The following is a 17,126-nucleotide window of genomic DNA, read 5'->3' on the forward strand; positions in this document are numbered from 1 at the left end:
CGTATCTAATAAGAACCTAAGTATTCCGTTTCTATTTCTGTCTCTATCAAGTGATTATCATATGATACTTTATATGCTTTTGCTGCTGGTCTTGAACTTACTATTTTATATATCTTCTCATCAATATAGTGGATGGCAACACCGTCATCTGTCGCTATTCCTGGTTTAATTTTATTGGTAGCAACAAGGTTCTGATAAGCAGGTCTCCTATTCGCCTCTCCGTTATAATGTGGGCAATTGCTTCCACTTAATAAGCCAAGACACGATATCGCTTCAAGATTATCCCCAAACGAATCAGTAACCCCTTCTTCAAACCAACAAATAGAACCTGCGCTTACGCCAGCCAAAACTACTCCTTGCTCCCATGCCTTTTTTATAATAGTATCAATTCCCCATGCCTTCCATAACGCTAATAAATTCTTCGTGTTACCGCCACCAACATAAATAATATCTTTATCTAATAGATAGTTTTCTAAATCTCTAGTTGGCGGCTTAAACAATGAAAGATGAGAAGGTACACAATCTTGTTTATCAAAAAAGTCGTAATATCTTGAAATATAATTCTCTGAATCCCCACTTGCAGTAGGAAGGAAACAGATTTTGGGGATAGCTTTACCTGACTTTTGCAGAATATATGAATCCAATAATGGATTGTCCGGCTCCATAGAGAATCCTCCACCACCTAGAGCAATTATTTGTCTCATCATCTTTCCTCCATTTGTTTATCATTAACTCTAAAGATTTATTAGCTGGTTACCCTATGTTGGACCAACAATTTTATTTACAGAAATAAGATTAATGACAACATTTATGTATGGCGCAAATATAAACTATCTTTTAGAAATACATAATTTAAGCCTCATTACATTGGTTATGTAGTGAGGCCCATTAAAGTTGTTAATTGGCAGCTGAAACTTCAAATATAGCACCAATTCACTATAAATACTCTTTCACAGTATAGTTTCCGAGCTTTCGAGAAGTACTTCTTTATCAGCCATTTCGCCATTCTTCATCCCAAAGTTCCTGTTTTTCACTTCCTATATTTTTCTCTTTATCTTTTACAAACTCCTCAAACGATTCCATCAAGCGTTCAAGCAAAATATTTTCTTTTTCATAGGTATCTATTGGTTTCATATTAATCGATGAGACATTTGGTGGAACTCTAGTTAGCTTATGAACACTCACATCTAGGGCATCCGCAATCGGCTTAATATAGCGTCCGTCTGGCACATCCTGACGCTCCCAGTTAGAAACAGTACTGATTGTAACTTTTAACTCGAGAGCCAGCTCTTCCTGCGACATGTTCTGTTCTTTTCGAACTGCACGTAATACCTCTCCTTTGATTTGCATAGTATAATCTCCTCTCTAAACATTATTTAATAAGTAACCTACTAATATTTACCCCAGTTCATAAATATTATGTAAATTATCTGATAATGACTAGAAAGTACCTATACTGAAAGAGTAGTTATTTAGACTGACTAAATAGATTTGAACGTTATAATCGAAAAATTTTAATACTATATATCGCTTTTCTTTTTCCCAATATAAAGTAAGTGTGAGGAGATTCCTAAAACATTGGGGTCACTAGCTTTTTCCGTTAATAATTTTATAACTTTCTCAAACTCATTTTCTTCCTTATCACGCCAGTAACTCCAATTATCACTGCTTAAGAGAGCACCTATATTAGAACCAATTAGTGCTAGACTTTCAAATCCCTGTCCCTCCATAAATGGTTTTATTTCTTCTACATTAAAGTAATAAGCACCTGTAAATCGTCCTTCATCTTCATGATTAAAGCAGCCTGTTTGAGCAAATTGCTCGATATTATCCATCTCGTTATTTGGCTTCCAATTTTCAGGATGTAAAAGAGAAGTTAAGATATGTCTAATTCTCGGCATAAATGCCACAAAAACAATACCATCCTTTTTCGTAACTCGATATAACTCTTCTACTGCTTTAATCCGATCTGATTCTTCCTGTAAGTGATACAATGGACCAAGCATTAATGAAGCATCAAACTGTTCATCCTCCAGTATAGTAAGATCTCTTGCATCCGCCATATGGAATCCATTAAAATTTTGTTCTACCTTGAGTTCATGCGCTTTATTTTTAGCAATTTCTACTAGCTTTGGGGTTAAATCGGTTAGTGTTACCTTATATCCTTCATTAGCCAACTTCATAGAATATTTCCCTGGTCCGGCACCATTATCTAGAATATTCCCATTCAGAGGAAGATACTTTTTAATATAATGCCAATTCACTTGGAACTCGATAGGCTCTCTATCTAGTCTTCCCCATTCATCAAAACTATTGTAGTAGTCAATAATGTTATTCACATATGCACCTACATTCTATGTATTTTATAAATAATTCTGCATAGAGGTAGATTGTTCCTTCTAATAACAAACTATTTAAGCATAAAAAAGAGACCTCTTATTAATCCAATAGGATGATAAGAGGTCTCTGAAAATGATTTAACCAATTTTAACACTACTTCATGTATCTGGAATAATTGTAACCGCTATAGTTCGCACAGGGATATCTTTTCCATCTTGGTTATTAGTAGAAAGGTAGTATTTAGTTAAGATTTCTTTTAGCTCATCTTGAAATTTCAAGAAGTCTACATCATTCATTTTTAATTCGACTAAAGAAAATGTCGCTCCATCATGAGAATGATTCTCTATTTTCTCTAAATAGTTTTGATATTGAGTCATAAGCGATAATTGATAAAAAGATACAAAATCTAGTTTTTCTTGTGGAGATGCTTGATTCCATTCATCTTGGTCAAGTTTTAGCTTCTCCTCATTAAGTGCATAATATTTCTCAGAAACGGATTTTACTTTTTTTTCTTTCATCACATGAATTATCTCGGAGTCCAATAACACTTGTATATGTCTGTAGAGTGTTGCTTGTGGCACATCCTTAATGATTTTGACCATTTCTAAGGGTGTTAGTCCATCTTCTTTATTCCTTAATAATGCTTGAGAAATTTTCATTCGTACTGGATGCATTAGAACTTCCACTTTATTTAACATTCTATCCCCTCACTTGGTTATTCTTATTCTCATTATAAAGAATAAGAATAAGTAGTGCAAAATATAACGCTCTATGTTATCATTATCAATAATGAAAATGAACTTTGAGAAGGAGTTGGAATTATGCAATTACATTATGGAATAAATGATTTAAAAGATGTTGATTTAATGTCGTTTCTACCTATTATACTTCCAGTTATTTTAGTAGGATTCATACTTGCAATGGTTGCTTTAATAGATTTGTACAAAAATAAAAAAAGTAGAAATAATGTACTCATATGGACGCTAATAATAATTTTCGGCAATACAATTGGACCTATTCTGTATTTTGTTATAGGAAGAAAGGATAGTGAGCGAGCTTGAAATTGGAAATCAGAAATGTAAAGAAAACGTTTAAAAACAAAACTGCCGTCGATAGCTTCTCGATGGAGCTACAATCAGGAGAGTGTGTCGGACTAATCGGACCAAATGGAGCTGGGAAATCGACTCTTATAAAGATGATCGCAGATATTATAAATCCTGACACTGGTGAAATCCTTTTAAACGGAAAAAGAATTTCCTCAATGAAAAAAGTAATTGGATACTTACCACAATATCCAAACTTCTTTCATTGGATGACAGCTAAAGAGACACTTATGTTCATGGGAAAACTTTCGGGACTAAGTAAAAATGGATTAACGAGCTCTATTCCAATCATTTTAAAAAAAGTTGGATTAAGCAAAGAGGAAGACACGAAAGTAGGCACATTTTCAGGTGGCATGAAACAGCGACTTGGTATTGCTCAAACCTTACTACATAAGCCTTCCCTAATTATTATGGATGAACCAGTCTCAGCCCTAGATCCCATTGGTCGCAGAGAAGTATTAAACCTTATTCAAGAAATAAAAAAAGAAACAACCATCCTACTATCAACTCATATTTTAGGTGACGCACAAGAAATTTGTGAGCGATTTATAGTTATTAAAAATGGGTTGAAAATCGAGGACACATCGATTATTGAACTGCTTCAAAGAAATTGCGACAACAAATTGAATATAGAAATAACTGAGAAGGATCAAAAATGGATTGGCACTATAGAAGACTTACCTTATGTGAAAGGCCTAGAAGTATTTGGGAATCAACTAAAGGTAGAGGTTGAAAACCTAGAAAATAACAAGAATTTATTACTCGGTCATGCACTGAAGCATGATGTAGATATTGTAAAGTTTGAAGTCGGAAACGATACATTAGAAGACATTTTCTTAAAATTGGTGGTGGAGAAATGAATAGTTTTATAGTCTTGATGAACAAAGAATTTACCCAGATGGTCAGAGATTTTAAAATTATTTGGCTCCCTCTAGTCTTTATCTTATTAGGAATCACCCAGCCTGTAATGACCTATTACTTGCCTACCATATTAGAAGCTTTGGGAAGCGGTCAAGGCATTACAATTGACCCAAGTATTGCCGCTCAGCAAGGGGGAGAAATATTAGCTGGTACACTAGGTGCACAGTTTGATCAGCTTGGGATTATAATAATTGCTATCTCTTTAATGGGAATCATCCAAACCGATAAAGCTAACGGAATGTTGGCCTTTATATTAACTAGACCAGTACCTGTTCGTTCATACGTAGGAGGTAAAATTGCTTCGAACTATATTTTTACGGCATTTAGTGTTGCTGTTGGATACCTTGCATCCTATCTTTACGTGAATTTTCTATTCACAAATGTAGCTATTTTCGATATGCTTACTGCCCTACTATTCTATCTTGTTTGGATTCTTTTTATTATCACTTTTACAACAATGATTAGCACTCTTATAAATAGCCCAGGGCTTATCGCACTAATATCCATTGCTTTTTTAATAGGCTGCCGACTTATCGTAGGCTTAAGTTCTATGATAGATATAATAAATCCCGCCAGTATGAGTAACCATGCAATGGAAGTGCTTATAACAGGATCTGTAAACTCTAACGCTATGGTGAATCTAGTAGTATCCCTTCTTTGTGCCGCCATAGCAATCTTTATAACAAATTATTGGATTTCCAATAAAAAGTTTAGTAACGAATAAGAAAAGACTTCTCAAAAGTTTAACCAACTAATGAGAAGTCTTTAATTTTATAAATTTCTTTTAAGAAAGTTTATAATTTTTATCACTTTTATAATTTAGTAATACTTTATAATAAATGTTCAAAGGACTTATAGATAGCGTCTAAAAGAATTAAAAATCGAAATGGAAGAAATACAATAATTCATTTATCTCCCTTACCTTGGAATAAAAACTTGTTGATTTTAAAATCCTACATTATTAATCCATTCATCTCATCTTCCACATCAGTATAGTTGTGTATAGATTTATTTTTTTAAATTGTGCATCCTAAACAGCCTCACCGTCGCCTAAAAGATAGAAACAACAAAGGGGGTTTTCCTCATGGAACAGAGAACATTGATGACACGGATTCGGAACGGCGAGGACGATGCTTTTGCTCAACTAGTCAACCCCTTGATTGAAAAGGGTTACAGGACCAGTTTTAGTATTCTCAAATCGAAAGAACAGGCAGAAGAGGTTATCCAAAATGCGCTGATCGAGGCATACCGAAATATTATGAGTGGAAAGGATATCTTCTATTTCAACACATGGTTCTATAAATTGGTTACCAATCGTTCAATTGATGCTTGGAGAAAAAACGATCGTCTGAAGGAATCACCGCTTGAAATTGATGTGGGGACAGAAAAACATGCCGTTATTGAAAGCGTGTTAAAAGAGGAAAAAGAAAACGAGATTAAAAAGGGCATATCATCCCTTGATAACAGCGACTACCAGAACGTTCTCATCCTCTATTACTACCAAGAACAAGCAATCCAAGAAATATCAGATTTGCTAGGACTGAAAAATTCGACTGTTAAATCCCATCTTCGCAGAGCAAGGAACGCTCTGAAAAAAAGGTTGATTGAAAATCAGTTTATAGGGGTGAATTCACAATGAAGATCGATGAATCCGTGAAGAAAGAAATTCAAGAAGAGATGGATAAAATCCAGACACCACCTTCCTTATACGAATTTGCTAAAAATATTAGCAAAGAGTCGAAAAATAGAACAGACTTTGAAAAGTCAACAGGAAGAAAAAGAGGAAGGAGAAAACTGCATTTTGTAGTAGCTGCGGTTATCTGTTTTGCCGTCCTAACGGGCTCCGCATTCCTTAGTCCAACCATGGCGGAAGTAGTATCGAAAATTCCATATTTAGGCCAAATATTTTATAAGCCTATTCCAGAAGTAATCTGGGAAGATTTGGCGAAAGAAGGGTATCAACTATCAGCTATTGGCATGGGGAAAAGGGAACAGAAGCCATACTTTGACATAGAGCTGAATGGAACGGAAGAATACGTCAAGCAAGAAGAGAGCAAAGTTATAAATCTTTTGAATGAAATTTTGGATAAAAGGGGATATGACAACTACGAGTTAATGGTTTCTGCCAAGAATGAGAATGAGGTGTCATCCGTTCAAAAAGAGATAGAAAAACAGAGGGAGGAACTAGGCGAAAAGTTGATGTCGGACTTGCAGGAAGCAGGATATCCGATTATGAATGTTAACGCCTACAGCCCTGTGGTCAGTGTGTACATCCCAATAACCGATGAAGCTAAAAAAGTAGAAATCTACAAGGCAGCGATTGAACTATTAAAAGCAAACGAAACACCAAAACAGGTACAAGTTATAACTCGAGACCTTTCAGAAGAGGAAATCGAGAGTCGATGGATGCCCGTTATGAGTAGCATAGAAGAAGGACTTTTTCTAAAAAAAGAGTACAAGGTAGCTGATATTAGATATTCCTACAAGCCTGAAAAAGTGTCTATTACCATCATGACTAACATGAAATCATCGGATCCAGAGACTAAAGAGATTGTAACCAAAATCCGAAAAGAAATTACTGAGTTGCTGGATAGTGAAGAAGTAAAAAGAATGACAGAGAATCAGAAATATGAGCTAATTATCCAAGACAAGAACGGCAATGATTTCCCTTAATAAAATCAAGTTATAAATACAAACATTAATTATTGTCGTGTCTCAAACTCTTAGAAAAACCTGAATTTTATTATAATGTGGTTGGAGAAAACCTACATATCAAAATGGTCCCCCACTTAAATAACAAACCAGTATAATTTAAAGGAGGAGTTTACAATAAGAGAAAATCCTATAGATTTTAATATTCGAAATAGAAGTTATGTTATAAGGTTGGCAAAAGAAGATGATGCGAAAAGCTTGTCTGAAGTACGATTGCAGATAGATAGTGAAACAGAAAATATGGATAGAGAAAAAGGTGAATCATACATTGATGAAGTAGGCTTTAGACAACTTATCAAAGAAGATACAGAAAGTGACCATAATCTTTTTTTAGTTTGCGAATCAAATGGAAGTATTGTAGGGTTCTCAAGGTGTGAAGGCAATCAGTTGAAAAGAATGGCCCATAAAGTTGAGTTTGGGGTTTGTGTACTAAAGGATTTCTGGGGATATGGCATTGGTACAAACTTCTTAAAAGAAACAATTAGATGGGCCGATACAAATAACATTAAGAAAATTACTTTGAATGTACTTGAAACCAATGAAAAAGCCATAATGCTTTATAAAAAATATGGTTTTAAAGAAGAAGGATTATTAAAGATGGATAAGCTACTATCAGATGGAAATTATTATAATACCGTAATTATGGGAAGGTTCAATAATAATAGCACTAATTAGTTTATGAAAAATAGCCCTATTTTTGATCAATCTTTGTTCAAAATAGGAGCTATATTTTTTATTAGAGTACAAAATAGCTTCTCTAAATGACCGGACTATTTTTTAGTTATTCGAAAATGAAAAAACCACTACAGTTTAGGTTGAACTGCCCGTGGATAAGCTATAATTTTTCGCAATTGGTATTCAGTTGATCAGTATTTATTATCATAACGTACTAAGCCGTAGTTCATAAAAATACTGCACAGCTGGATGCTTTAATTTCATTTGCTCAGTCATGTTCAAAATCCGTTTTTTTCCAACCCGTCTATCCACTAAAGATAGGATATTCAATAGGATATCATTACTCTCTATACTTTCCTCTATAGAAGTGGATAAGAAGTTATTAGCTACAACGATAAAATTTGATTTACTTAATGATGACTGCGCTGACAACATCTCCTTTGCATATTCTGATAATTTCCTACCTCTTGCAATTACTAGTAAGCGATCCTCCGGAACTGTCCCCTTAGTTTGTTTTCTTATCGCTTCAATTTCCTCTTCATTGATAGGAATTTGGATATCTGGGTCATTCTTAATTTCTTGTTCCGACTGATACCATCTAATTAAGGTAGTTTTATCATTCATATTGAGTACATTCTTTTTATCTACCGCAATATAACAAAGTCCTGCTTTATCAGGTAAATAACGATAGCTGGTTGCAGTGTATTCAACCCTTCCAAATAATGCAGGACAGAGAAAACTCTCCAGATTTTGCTTCAATTTGCTCCAGGACATGTAAGTCTCCTTAAATTTTATATTTTTAATATTTGTTGAGGCAGTCGTTCTATTATCCATAATACAATAACCAACATATAGATTAAACTAAATACAAGGAATAAGTGTGACTTGAATTTCTGATGTACCTAAAATAGTGAACGAATAAAAATCCAGACTGATGAAAAAATAACTACAATGAATAAGAATATAACAATAAACATGGAAGAAAGGCCTCCCAACAGTTTAGCAAACTGATGAAAGACCTTCTCTAAAATTAGTCATATGCATTTTTTTACACATCGAAGTGGTCAAGCAGTGCAAAATGAACTGGAAACCCCATGTTTATAAAGGGTTTCTGGTTCTTTTTACATCATGCCGCCCATTACTTTACGAATAACTTATGATAACTTTCGGTAACTTTGTTGTTATCATCTATGAGTTTTCATCAAAGAATATCTCTTTTTTTCATTGCTATAACTTTCGATAACTCAAATATAGGCATCAAAATGACATCGTTTTTTAAATATGGTTATAAGCTTTCGACAGTTTAGTATTATGGGTCTGTCTTCGATTGACTTTTTAACAAGTAGAAACTAATTTTTACATTGATAGCCAGACATTAATAAAGGACTGGAAAATAATTCATTAAATAGTATAATTGGTTCATAACGTCCGAAGGGGGATAAGTATAATGTCGGAAAAGATTAAAGCAAAAAAACCATTCTATAAAAGATGGTGGTTTATAGTAATTGCTGTAATAGTAATAATAGGTGCAATAGGTTCAATGGGAGAAGAGGATGCAGATAAAGTTGAAACAACTGCACCAGTGGTGGAAGAAACTGCTGAAGAAAAAGCTGCACGTGAAACTAAAGAAACAGAAGATAAGGTAGCTACTGAACAGAAAGCTTTAGAAGAAGCTGCAGCAAAAGCAGAAGAAGAAAAAGTTGCGCAAGAAGAGGCCGAAGCCAAAGCAAAAGAGGAAAGCATCCCTAGGGAACATAAATCGGCTCTAAAGAAAGCGGAATTATACGTGGAAACTATGTACATGTCAAAGGCAGGCGTTTATGATCAGTTGACTTCTGACTATGGAGAGGGTTTCCCTCCAGAAGCCGCTCAATATGCAATCGACAATATTAAAGCTGATTGGAAAGAAAGTGCATTAAAAAAGGCGCAAACATATGCAGAAACTATGGATATGTCAGATGCAGCAATTTATGATCAATTGATTTCGGAACATGGGGAAAAATTCACTCCGGAAGAAGCCCAATACGCAGTCGATAATTTATAGTTATTATTATGTAAAAAACAAACCACCTTCCATTATTTTGGTTGGTGGTTTTTATATTTCTTATTCACTTCAATGCGATCAATTAACTCACATAATTCATACGTTGCATTTAGCTCTGCCTCTGGCATGTTTAGTAACCACTCCAAGAATTCCCTAACAGATTCTTTCGAGTATTTTTCAATCATCATATCAAGTTTATTATCTAGTTCTATTTCTTGTATTTTTTCCAAATTACTCACTCCATTACAACATTTAAATTAATGCAAGATTTTATTTATATTATCTGTACGCATCATCAGGATTAATTCTAGCGCAGACATATCTGGTAAATGATCCACAAATGTCATTGCATCAGCCGAACTATGAAAAGTAAATGTTTGTAGTTCCTTTTTCACTTCAAATACATCCTCAATATTCTCTAATTCATAAAATCTAATGTTAGGGATACCATCCATGTCTTCTCCCATGATTAGGATTCCTAATTTTTCAACAACAGGGCTTTCTATTAATTGAATTATTTCCATTGATTCAAGCTCTACTGGTAAATTTATATTTAACATTTCTTCTTCCCCCTTTTACATCATATTCCACATTAAAAGGGGAAGTCCTTCTTTTAATCCATTATTGTTACGTCTACTATTTCATCAAGCTTTAATGTTAACAAATAGAAAGGATCTTGCAATTCGATTTCTCGCTTCTGCAGATTCACACTTTCTACTGTTCCTCTATTGTATATGAATTCGCCATTTTTCCATCTTTTAATTTTCGTATCAGCTTTACTTTTAATGGCTGCATCCAAAGTATGTTGAATGGCATCGTAATCCCATTCGTCTAATTCTGGTCTAGGTTCTTTTTTTATATCCTGGTTATATTCTTTCAACATCGCCACATGTTCAGTTAACATCATGCCTTGCCATTTCATCATACCGCGATCTCTAATCAAACGTACCACTCCTATTCTTTATGCCCTCCAACCATTTTCGACCTTTTAACTGCAGTACCTGCAGGAGTATAAGACACGGCTCTTAATAATGCAGCGGATCCATATCGATTTCGAATGTCGTCCATAGCAGTCGCAAGTTTTCTGTTCTTCCAGTTTTTCTTTTCAAATAAACTTAACTGCATGGAGTGTTCATCTTCTAATTTTGTTATGGATATGGATATATGTCTTACAGGATTTTTATTGTAATTTTCTTTCAACAAATCTAAACAAACATTGTAAATCTTCATTGTATCGTTAGTAGCATCATGTATTGTTCTAGCTCTCTGAAACCCTCCACCAAATGCATTTTTACTATATCCGATTCCTAATGAAATAGTTCTAGCTGCCTGGAAAGTATCTCTAGCCCGTTTAGCCACGTCTTCGCACATTTCAAGAATGACTGCTTTTACTTCTTCAATTTTATTGTAGTCTCGCATGAGGATTTGGCTTTTGCCAAAACTGACTTGTCTTTCTACTGAAGGTGAGCTCATATCGGATAAATCAATTCCGTGTGCATGATGAAATAATTGATTTCCCATAACACCAAATTTATCTTCTAATAACTCTAAAGGTGTTCTTGCTAATTGTCCGATACTGAATATGCCCATGTTGTTTAATGTTTTTTCAGTACCGGAACCAATACCCCACATTTCTTTTAGAGGTGTTATTGGCCATAACTTTGTTTGTATATCATCATATGTCCATTTAGCAAAACCTGTTTTCTTAGCATCTAGATCTAGCGCTAATTTTGCCATCAACATATTTGGTCCCATACCAGCGGATGAATGTAGTTGTAAGGTTTCTAATATTTCTTTTTGAATTTCTTTAACGGTATTTTCTGGAGATCCCCAAAGCTTTTCGGTTCCAGTTAAATCGATAAAACTTTCATCCACACTGTATACATGAACAGCTTCAGGAGGAACATATTTGTGGAGGATATTTGTAACCGCCATACTCATTTCAAGGAAATACTGCATTTTCGGTTCAAATAATCGTATGTCAGGATGACTAGGTATTTCGTGTAACCTTGTAGATGCTGTTTTAACTCCAAAACGTTTCTTCATAGGAGGCGATGCAGCCAAAACAACTGCACCTTTTTGTTCGAAATTACCGACAACAGCAATAGGTACTGTCCTAACATCCAAATCGTGAAGGACGGCTATGCAAGAGGCATAAAAACTCATCATATCGATACAAGCGATTGAACGGTTAGGTAATGCGCTATAATCAATCATCGAATTATTTGTAAAGTTCTTACTGCAGAATTAGCAAAGTCGATATACCCCTTATCTTTCATCCTTCCTAAATGTCCATGTACAGTTGAAGAAGATTTAAGTCCAACCCCAACAGCTATTTCTCTTATTGAAGGTGGGTACTTATTTTCATTTAGATACTTTTTGATGTACTCATAAATTTGCAACTGACGTTTACTCATACTACTTCACGCTCCTTATGAATGATGGGAACACATGCGAGCACACTTTCAAAAATAAATGTACGTTTAGCATTTCGCTTAAAGCAAAATACCTGAAAAGTATCACCTTGAAATTTCAGTATTTCCACTCGTCTTTTGCTTATATTCCCCTTAGAATCCATATACATTATTTCAACCAGCTGATTACGTTCCATACATTTCATTAAATTAATACGCACACCTGTTCCCTCCTTCTTTTGTTTATTATACGAACACTCGTTTGATTTTACAACAAGTAAATTTTTCTAATTTCATTTACTTTTGCCTATGTATTGTAATTTTTCTAATTGGAAACAATATAAATGAGGTGAAATACATAATGAAAACAGTGAAACCAATGCTATTGGAGTATCAAGAGAAAGTTAGTTCGGAAGAAGGTTGGATATATGAACCTAAATACGATGGTATAAGACTCTTAGTAGGAAATGACTTCTCCTATACCCGTCATGGCACGATTACCACAAATCGTTTCCCTGAACTTTTATTTACTGGACCAGAAGTTTTATTGGATGGAGAACTAATAGCTCCGGGAACAGTAGCACCAGATGATTTTGAAGGGGTTATGTCCCGTTTTAGCGGTAATAAAGATCAGGAAATAATTTTCATGGCATTTGATATTATTACCTATAAAAACGAAACAATAACAAGGTACCCACTCGAAGAAAGAAAAGGAATATTAACTGAAGCTATATCAAATATAGATGTACCACATATTAATTTAGTACCCTACATATACACTGAAGGTGAAGCGGTATTTAATTTAATGAAAGAAAACAAAATGGAGGGTGTGGTTGCAAAACGCTTAGGGACTCAATATTTAACAGGTAAACGATCAGATAATTGGAGAAAAACAATAATTTGGAGTTATCATGATTGTGTTGTTACTAAGGTTGCATATGGTCCATTAACAGTGCATCTGAAAAGTGTGGATGGAAATTATTTAGGAAGTGTACAAATAGGTTTTACTAAGGCAATTAGAGAGGAGTTGTATACAAGAACACCACCTTATAATTGCAAAGTGAAATCTCGTGGATGGACTAGTAGCGGAAAGTTGAGAATACCATTAATTTATTCAATAGAAAAAAGCGACTAACTCTGTTAAAAGAAAGTCGCTTTTTTGTTATAGCTTAGGTTCAACTCACATTTAATTCACTTTCGAAGTCAGATACATATTTTCCAGTCTGTTCAATTTTTTCACATAAATCTATGAAATTCTGTGATCTAATGTTAACTATTCTAAATTGCTCAGTAGATGTACGTTCACGTAAATACTCTATCATCTCTATAAAAGTTTTATCTGGATATTCTTCTATATTATCATCCATTAGTACATGATATACGGAATCACTATTATAATTTTCAACTAGCGTATTAAGTTTATTGAACCAGTTATGAAGATTATCCTTGGAAGGAGCAACTTGCATTAGATTTACCACACCATTTTTATATACGAAATCTACCTGAAAGCTAATGAGTTCTTTATTTTTTATAGGATTAATTCGTGCATTAGTTTTTATTTTATGATTAATAAGAGAACGTTCTGAAAATGCATTGCGAACGTACTGCTTTACATTTGTTTTAGATTTTTCATTTTCTTTAAGGAACACCTTACCAATATATATGTCCATTAATTGATTAAACAATTTTTCAGAGTCCTCGGTTAATGCAAATGTAGGCTCTGTTAATGTCATCCCCTTTGGAAAAATATCTTTTAAATTCGTATAAAAAGCGTCAATCGAACTACTGAAAAATATATCTTGGTTCTGTATAGATTCCTCAAAATAATAATTCAAATAGTCGGTATATACTTTGTACAATTCTAAAGAGTTGCTATCTTGAAGTAGTGCTTTTAATTTAATGTTTGATACACTTAACAACCGATAATATACCTCTTGTTTATCGAAGTTGTTTAATATTACACCCACATTAATTGTTTCACCCTTCAATTTGTCTGGACAATATCGAATTACTGAGTACCAGTTCTCTGCTCTCTCCATAGTAACTCTCCTCCATTAGTATTTGAAAATGCTCCTAAATGTTGCATCATAGTTAGTAAAGATCTTACATTTTTCTTGTTAATCAAAATGAATTTTTTATAAGTAGCTATTTGTGTTGCTTTATCCTTAAAAAATTCATCAGGAATTTGTTTGAACCACTCATCTATCATTGGTCCATCTATTGACTCAATCATATTAACAACATCTACAAAATCATGATTTGCTAAATCATTACAGTCTATATGCTGTTCAATACCCCTGAAGATACTCCCCAAACCAGAAAAAAGGTAGTTGCTTGTTTGCTGAAAGTAAGTTAAATAGTTTCCTAAAACAGAAGCATCATTGCTAATACTACTTAAATGACCAATTTTTAGCTGTTCCCAACTAGCGCCAAAGAAAGCATGTCCATGGTCAATTGCATAAACAGATCTATTCCCATTTTCATTCGAGATCATTAAATTTCCTTCGTTTCCAAATCTGTCGAAATTGGCTATTAACAAATCCATCGCTATTATTCTTGACACATCTTTCGGATTAGCAATTTTTTTAAAGAAATTAATCCAATTTGTGTTTGTGTGCGGTTTCTTAATCTGCTTTAATTGCTGGTATCCAATTTTCAAATTATTTTCAACTTCTGTAAGGTATTTTGAAGCAAAGTGTTTACCTGGTGTGTATCTATGTTTGAAAGTAAGAGATGGTGCGACATCAATATGCACTTTTTCAACATCTATAATCGCGGTACTAGGCATGGGCACTTTAAGATAATTACCAATTTGGGCAACTAAAATCTCTTGTAAAAACATACAATCCCAAGTTTGCCATGTTTTTTGAGGGGTAAAAATCTTTTCATTTTTTAAAATATATTCATGATCATCACTTGCTATTACTACAACCGGATTACTCTGCCCTCCAGTATCATCACCAAGTTCTTTTAGAAAGGTTTTCACCGTAAGTATTGACATATTTAACTCTCCCCTAAACCTTTTATTGACTACATTTCGAAATTATTATAAATAATTTCGTAAATTAGTTTTATAGTAGTTTAAATATATCATTAATTTCTAGTTTTGAAATAGTTTCGACATAAATCGACACCGTCAAATTACCTATCAGCATGAATATATTTGAGAGTAAAATACTAGTTAGTTAATTATTTTAGCAAGCATCGCTTTAGATGGTGTTTCATATAAAATATGAGTAGGCATTTTTGTCACCCACTCGCCTGCACCTAAGTAGTATTGTCCGCCATGATCTTCCCGATAGTTATACACTCTAAATTCTCCACCTTTTGTCAATGTTCTAGTATGAATAATTTTTCCACTTTCATGAGGTGAATCTTTCCACACATTGATATCTTGTAAAATAGTGATTTTTCCTATTTGTCCTGTTTTCAATTCAGTTTTACCCCACATGATTTTGTCGGTAGAAACTCCACCAACTTGGTTAGGCACTTGTAATGCTTTCAAACGCTTACGAACACTGTCCATATTGATTCCTGGACAAGATGTTGCGGTTCCACTAAATTCATTATGCCCAAGTACGTCATTTACACTTAAACCAAAGTTTTGTATAGCTAATAAACAACGTTCTTCAAATGCTCTTTCTTGTGCTGCAGTAAATGCACCATTCCCAACAACGCAAATATGATAGGTGCTTGTATTATGGTTACCTATACCGTTTGTAGGATAGATAGGATCGTAGCAAAGTTGAACTGTTCCATCAGTTAAAATAATTTCATGATATCCACCTTTGCCCCAGCCTAAACCTTTCCATCGGTTATTCCAGAACGCAAAATAATCACCACTCGTTGTTGCTGAATGGTGACGTGCTATTTTGGTTATTTGTGATATTTTACGCGTTGTTTTAGAAGGAGCTAATTTATTTCGGATATCTAGGATTTTTACCATTTTGCATCTTCCTTTGGTTTGTCGTAACTTAACGCCTGTTTAGAATCTGAAAATCCTTTAGTCACTGGGTCAGTAATCTGATTGTAAAGAGCTATCACAATAAGACCCGACAAAAACGGATTGCTATAAGCTTGTACTACCAAATCCCATAAAGAAGTCCAAGTAGTTAGACCTTCCCAGCTAAGGCCTGTGTATGCTAGTGCCGGAGTTAAAGCAGTAAGTAGTAGTTGAAATAAAAATATAGGGTTTTTAATACGTACTTTCCAGTTGATTTTCATTGTGTGTTTTCCTCCTTGGTATCTTCCTTTTTTAATATTTCATTTTGTAAAATCTCATTTTCCTTAAGCAAAGAGAGTCTATCTAAACGTGCCATCTCCGGATGTCTTTCTACACATATATCTTTTCCGCTAGGTGCCCTGTGAAGTTTTTCCAAAGCGTTATAGAGAATTGGTGGAATTGGTAAGCCAATTTGTGCTGTATTCTCTAAGATAGAAATACACTCATTAACAATAAAAAAACTCGTAACTCCTAGAATTACAAGTCCCTTGCTGTCTTGTCCTGCAGACAAAGCTACATATTCAACTGCACCAGCCATCCCTATTAATACAAAGATCGCAACTTTTTTTATGACCCCTGACATTCCTACCGTACTGTTCCAACTCTTGGTCATAAATGACCTCATGACACCAGTTGCCATATCTAATAACATTAAAAAAACGAGGACAACTACTGCCTCGTTTACTATTTGTAGCATATACATACCGAAGCTTGCTATTAATGCTCCAATTGATTTAACCCCTGTTATCTGCAAACGTGTCACCTTCTTTCTCTCCTTCCATCATCCTCAGTCCCCCTTTAGATATATGGATAAATTAAAAGAGCACCCTTTTGGATGCCCTTATATCTTAATTTTTCTAATCATTAATACGACACAATATCTCCTAATGTAAAATGTCTCCCGAAAAAAAATT

The 17,126-nt window shown here is 34.2% G+C and carries 24 protein-coding genes; 8 read left to right on the forward strand and 16 right to left on the reverse strand.

Annotation, left to right across the window (positions count from 1 at the left end; translation table 11 throughout):
- Nucleotides 1-5 precede the first annotated feature (5 nt).
- From MKY29_RS18160 to MKY29_RS18175, 4 genes are all read right to left on the reverse strand, one after another.
- Nucleotides 6-704 (reverse strand): Type 1 glutamine amidotransferase-like domain-containing protein, encoded by a 699-nt coding sequence (locus MKY29_RS18160; RefSeq protein WP_340880448.1) that lies wholly within the window; start codon nucleotides 702-704, stop codon nucleotides 6-8.
- A gap of 286 nt (nucleotides 705-990) precedes the next feature.
- On the reverse strand, nucleotides 991-1,350 hold the full coding sequence (locus MKY29_RS18165) for a helix-turn-helix domain-containing protein (protein ID WP_241600241.1): 360 nt from the start codon (nucleotides 1,348-1,350) through the stop codon (nucleotides 991-993).
- 170 nt (nucleotides 1,351-1,520) lie between these two features.
- Nucleotides 1,521-2,339 carry a class I SAM-dependent methyltransferase gene (locus MKY29_RS18170; RefSeq protein ID WP_093495962.1) on the reverse strand — a complete coding sequence of 273 codons (819 nt, stop codon included), beginning with the start codon at nucleotides 2,337-2,339 and terminating at the stop codon, nucleotides 1,521-1,523.
- Nucleotides 2,340-2,498: 159 nt separating this feature from the next.
- Complete coding sequence (locus MKY29_RS18175; protein WP_241600243.1) at nucleotides 2,499-3,038, reverse strand: helix-turn-helix domain-containing protein; 540 nt, start codon at nucleotides 3,036-3,038, stop codon at nucleotides 2,499-2,501.
- A 123-nt stretch (nucleotides 3,039-3,161) separates the two neighbouring features.
- On the opposite strand from MKY29_RS18175, the gene MKY29_RS18180 reads away from it, so the two are divergent.
- The 6 genes from MKY29_RS18180 to MKY29_RS18205 all read left to right on the forward strand — a co-directional run bounded on the left by MKY29_RS18180 (nucleotide 3,162) and on the right by MKY29_RS18205 (nucleotide 7,751).
- The gene (locus MKY29_RS18180; protein ID WP_241600244.1) at nucleotides 3,162-3,401 is read left to right on the forward strand and encodes a PLD nuclease N-terminal domain-containing protein; all 240 of its coding nucleotides are present in this window, start codon (nucleotides 3,162-3,164) and stop codon (nucleotides 3,399-3,401) included.
- Nucleotides 3,398-4,303, forward strand: a complete 906-nt coding sequence (locus tag MKY29_RS18185; RefSeq protein ID WP_340880449.1) for an ABC transporter ATP-binding protein — start codon at nucleotides 3,398-3,400, stop codon at nucleotides 4,301-4,303. Before MKY29_RS18180 ends, MKY29_RS18185 begins: the two co-directional genes overlap by 4 nt.
- The gene (locus MKY29_RS18190; RefSeq protein WP_340880450.1) at nucleotides 4,300-5,088 is read left to right on the forward strand and encodes an ABC transporter permease; all 789 of its coding nucleotides are present in this window, start codon (nucleotides 4,300-4,302) and stop codon (nucleotides 5,086-5,088) included. The genes MKY29_RS18185 and MKY29_RS18190 overlap by 4 nt, the downstream gene beginning before the upstream one ends.
- A 360-nt stretch (nucleotides 5,089-5,448) precedes the next feature.
- A complete protein-coding gene (locus MKY29_RS18195) occupies nucleotides 5,449-6,003 on the forward strand; it encodes an RNA polymerase sigma factor (RefSeq protein ID WP_241600247.1) in 555 nt (184 codons plus the stop codon).
- A complete protein-coding gene (locus MKY29_RS18200) occupies nucleotides 6,000-7,037 on the forward strand; it encodes a DUF4030 domain-containing protein (protein ID WP_340880451.1) in 1,038 nt (345 codons plus the stop codon). Before MKY29_RS18195 ends, MKY29_RS18200 begins: the two co-directional genes overlap by 4 nt.
- Before the next feature lie 210 nt (nucleotides 7,038-7,247).
- Complete coding sequence (locus MKY29_RS18205) at nucleotides 7,248-7,751, forward strand: GNAT family N-acetyltransferase (protein ID WP_445677882.1); 504 nt, start codon at nucleotides 7,248-7,250, stop codon at nucleotides 7,749-7,751.
- Nucleotides 7,752-7,955: 204 nt separating this feature from the next.
- Here the strand turns inward: MKY29_RS18205 and MKY29_RS18210 are convergent, their stop codons facing one another.
- Nucleotides 7,956-8,525 (reverse strand): SF0329 family protein, encoded by a 570-nt coding sequence (locus tag MKY29_RS18210; RefSeq protein ID WP_340880452.1) that lies wholly within the window; start codon nucleotides 8,523-8,525, stop codon nucleotides 7,956-7,958.
- 673 nt (nucleotides 8,526-9,198) lie between these two features.
- Between MKY29_RS18210 and MKY29_RS18215 the strand changes: the two genes are divergently transcribed.
- Nucleotides 9,199-9,795: an Ltp family lipoprotein gene (locus MKY29_RS18215; protein ID WP_340880453.1), complete on the forward strand. Its 597-nt coding sequence runs from the start codon at nucleotides 9,199-9,201 to the stop codon at nucleotides 9,793-9,795.
- A 32-nt stretch (nucleotides 9,796-9,827) separates the two neighbouring features.
- Here the strand turns inward: MKY29_RS18215 and MKY29_RS18220 are convergent, their stop codons facing one another.
- From MKY29_RS18220 to MKY29_RS18245, 6 genes are read right to left on the reverse strand one after another with little or no spacing between them, the layout of a single operon-like run.
- Entirely contained in the window at nucleotides 9,828-10,025 is a 198-nt protein-coding gene (locus MKY29_RS18220; RefSeq protein ID WP_340880454.1) for a hypothetical protein, read from the reverse strand.
- Between the two features lie 27 nt (nucleotides 10,026-10,052).
- Entirely contained in the window at nucleotides 10,053-10,355 is a 303-nt protein-coding gene (locus MKY29_RS18225; protein WP_340880455.1) for a hypothetical protein, read from the reverse strand.
- Between the two features lie 53 nt (nucleotides 10,356-10,408).
- A complete protein-coding gene (locus tag MKY29_RS18230; RefSeq protein WP_340880456.1) occupies nucleotides 10,409-10,738 on the reverse strand; it encodes a YolD-like family protein in 330 nt (109 codons plus the stop codon).
- Nucleotides 10,739-10,749: 11 nt separating this feature from the next.
- Nucleotides 10,750-12,012, reverse strand: a complete 1,263-nt coding sequence (locus MKY29_RS18235) for a Y-family DNA polymerase (RefSeq protein ID WP_340880457.1) — start codon at nucleotides 12,010-12,012, stop codon at nucleotides 10,750-10,752.
- Nucleotides 12,009-12,212: a LexA family protein gene (locus MKY29_RS18240; protein ID WP_445677883.1), complete on the reverse strand. Its 204-nt coding sequence runs from the start codon at nucleotides 12,210-12,212 to the stop codon at nucleotides 12,009-12,011. Before MKY29_RS18240 ends, MKY29_RS18235 begins: the two co-directional genes overlap by 4 nt.
- Nucleotides 12,209-12,430, reverse strand: coding sequence for a transcriptional regulator (locus MKY29_RS18245; protein WP_340880458.1), 222 nt, complete (start codon nucleotides 12,428-12,430; stop codon nucleotides 12,209-12,211). Before MKY29_RS18245 ends, MKY29_RS18240 begins: the two co-directional genes overlap by 4 nt.
- 140 nt (nucleotides 12,431-12,570) lie before the next feature.
- Here MKY29_RS18245 and MKY29_RS18250 point away from each other — a divergent pair, with 140 nt between their 5' ends.
- Nucleotides 12,571-13,344: an ATP-dependent DNA ligase gene (locus MKY29_RS18250; protein ID WP_340880459.1), complete on the forward strand. Its 774-nt coding sequence runs from the start codon at nucleotides 12,571-12,573 to the stop codon at nucleotides 13,342-13,344.
- A 40-nt stretch (nucleotides 13,345-13,384) separates the two neighbouring features.
- Here the strand turns inward: MKY29_RS18250 and MKY29_RS18255 are convergent, their stop codons facing one another.
- The 5 genes from MKY29_RS18255 to MKY29_RS18275 all read right to left on the reverse strand — a co-directional run bounded on the left by MKY29_RS18255 (nucleotide 13,385) and on the right by MKY29_RS18275 (nucleotide 16,975).
- Entirely contained in the window at nucleotides 13,385-14,248 is an 864-nt protein-coding gene (locus MKY29_RS18255; protein WP_340880460.1) for a DUF3037 domain-containing protein, read from the reverse strand.
- The gene (locus MKY29_RS18260) at nucleotides 14,218-15,210 is read right to left on the reverse strand and encodes a HipA family kinase (protein WP_340880461.1); all 993 of its coding nucleotides are present in this window, start codon (nucleotides 15,208-15,210) and stop codon (nucleotides 14,218-14,220) included. Before MKY29_RS18260 ends, MKY29_RS18255 begins: the two co-directional genes overlap by 31 nt.
- 180 nt (nucleotides 15,211-15,390) lie before the next feature.
- On the reverse strand, nucleotides 15,391-16,155 hold the full coding sequence (locus MKY29_RS18265; RefSeq protein WP_340880462.1) for a peptidoglycan recognition protein family protein: 765 nt from the start codon (nucleotides 16,153-16,155) through the stop codon (nucleotides 15,391-15,393).
- Nucleotides 16,149-16,433, reverse strand: coding sequence for a phage holin (locus MKY29_RS18270; protein WP_340880463.1), 285 nt, complete (start codon nucleotides 16,431-16,433; stop codon nucleotides 16,149-16,151). Before MKY29_RS18270 ends, MKY29_RS18265 begins: the two co-directional genes overlap by 7 nt.
- Nucleotides 16,430-16,975: a phage holin family protein gene (locus MKY29_RS18275; protein WP_340880464.1), complete on the reverse strand. Its 546-nt coding sequence runs from the start codon at nucleotides 16,973-16,975 to the stop codon at nucleotides 16,430-16,432. Before MKY29_RS18275 ends, MKY29_RS18270 begins: the two co-directional genes overlap by 4 nt.
- Nucleotides 16,976-17,126 lie beyond the last annotated feature (151 nt).

This window comes from Psychrobacillus sp. FSL K6-2365 (genome assembly GCF_038003165.1).
GTDB lineage: Bacteria > Bacillota > Bacilli > Bacillales_A > Planococcaceae > Psychrobacillus > Psychrobacillus psychrodurans.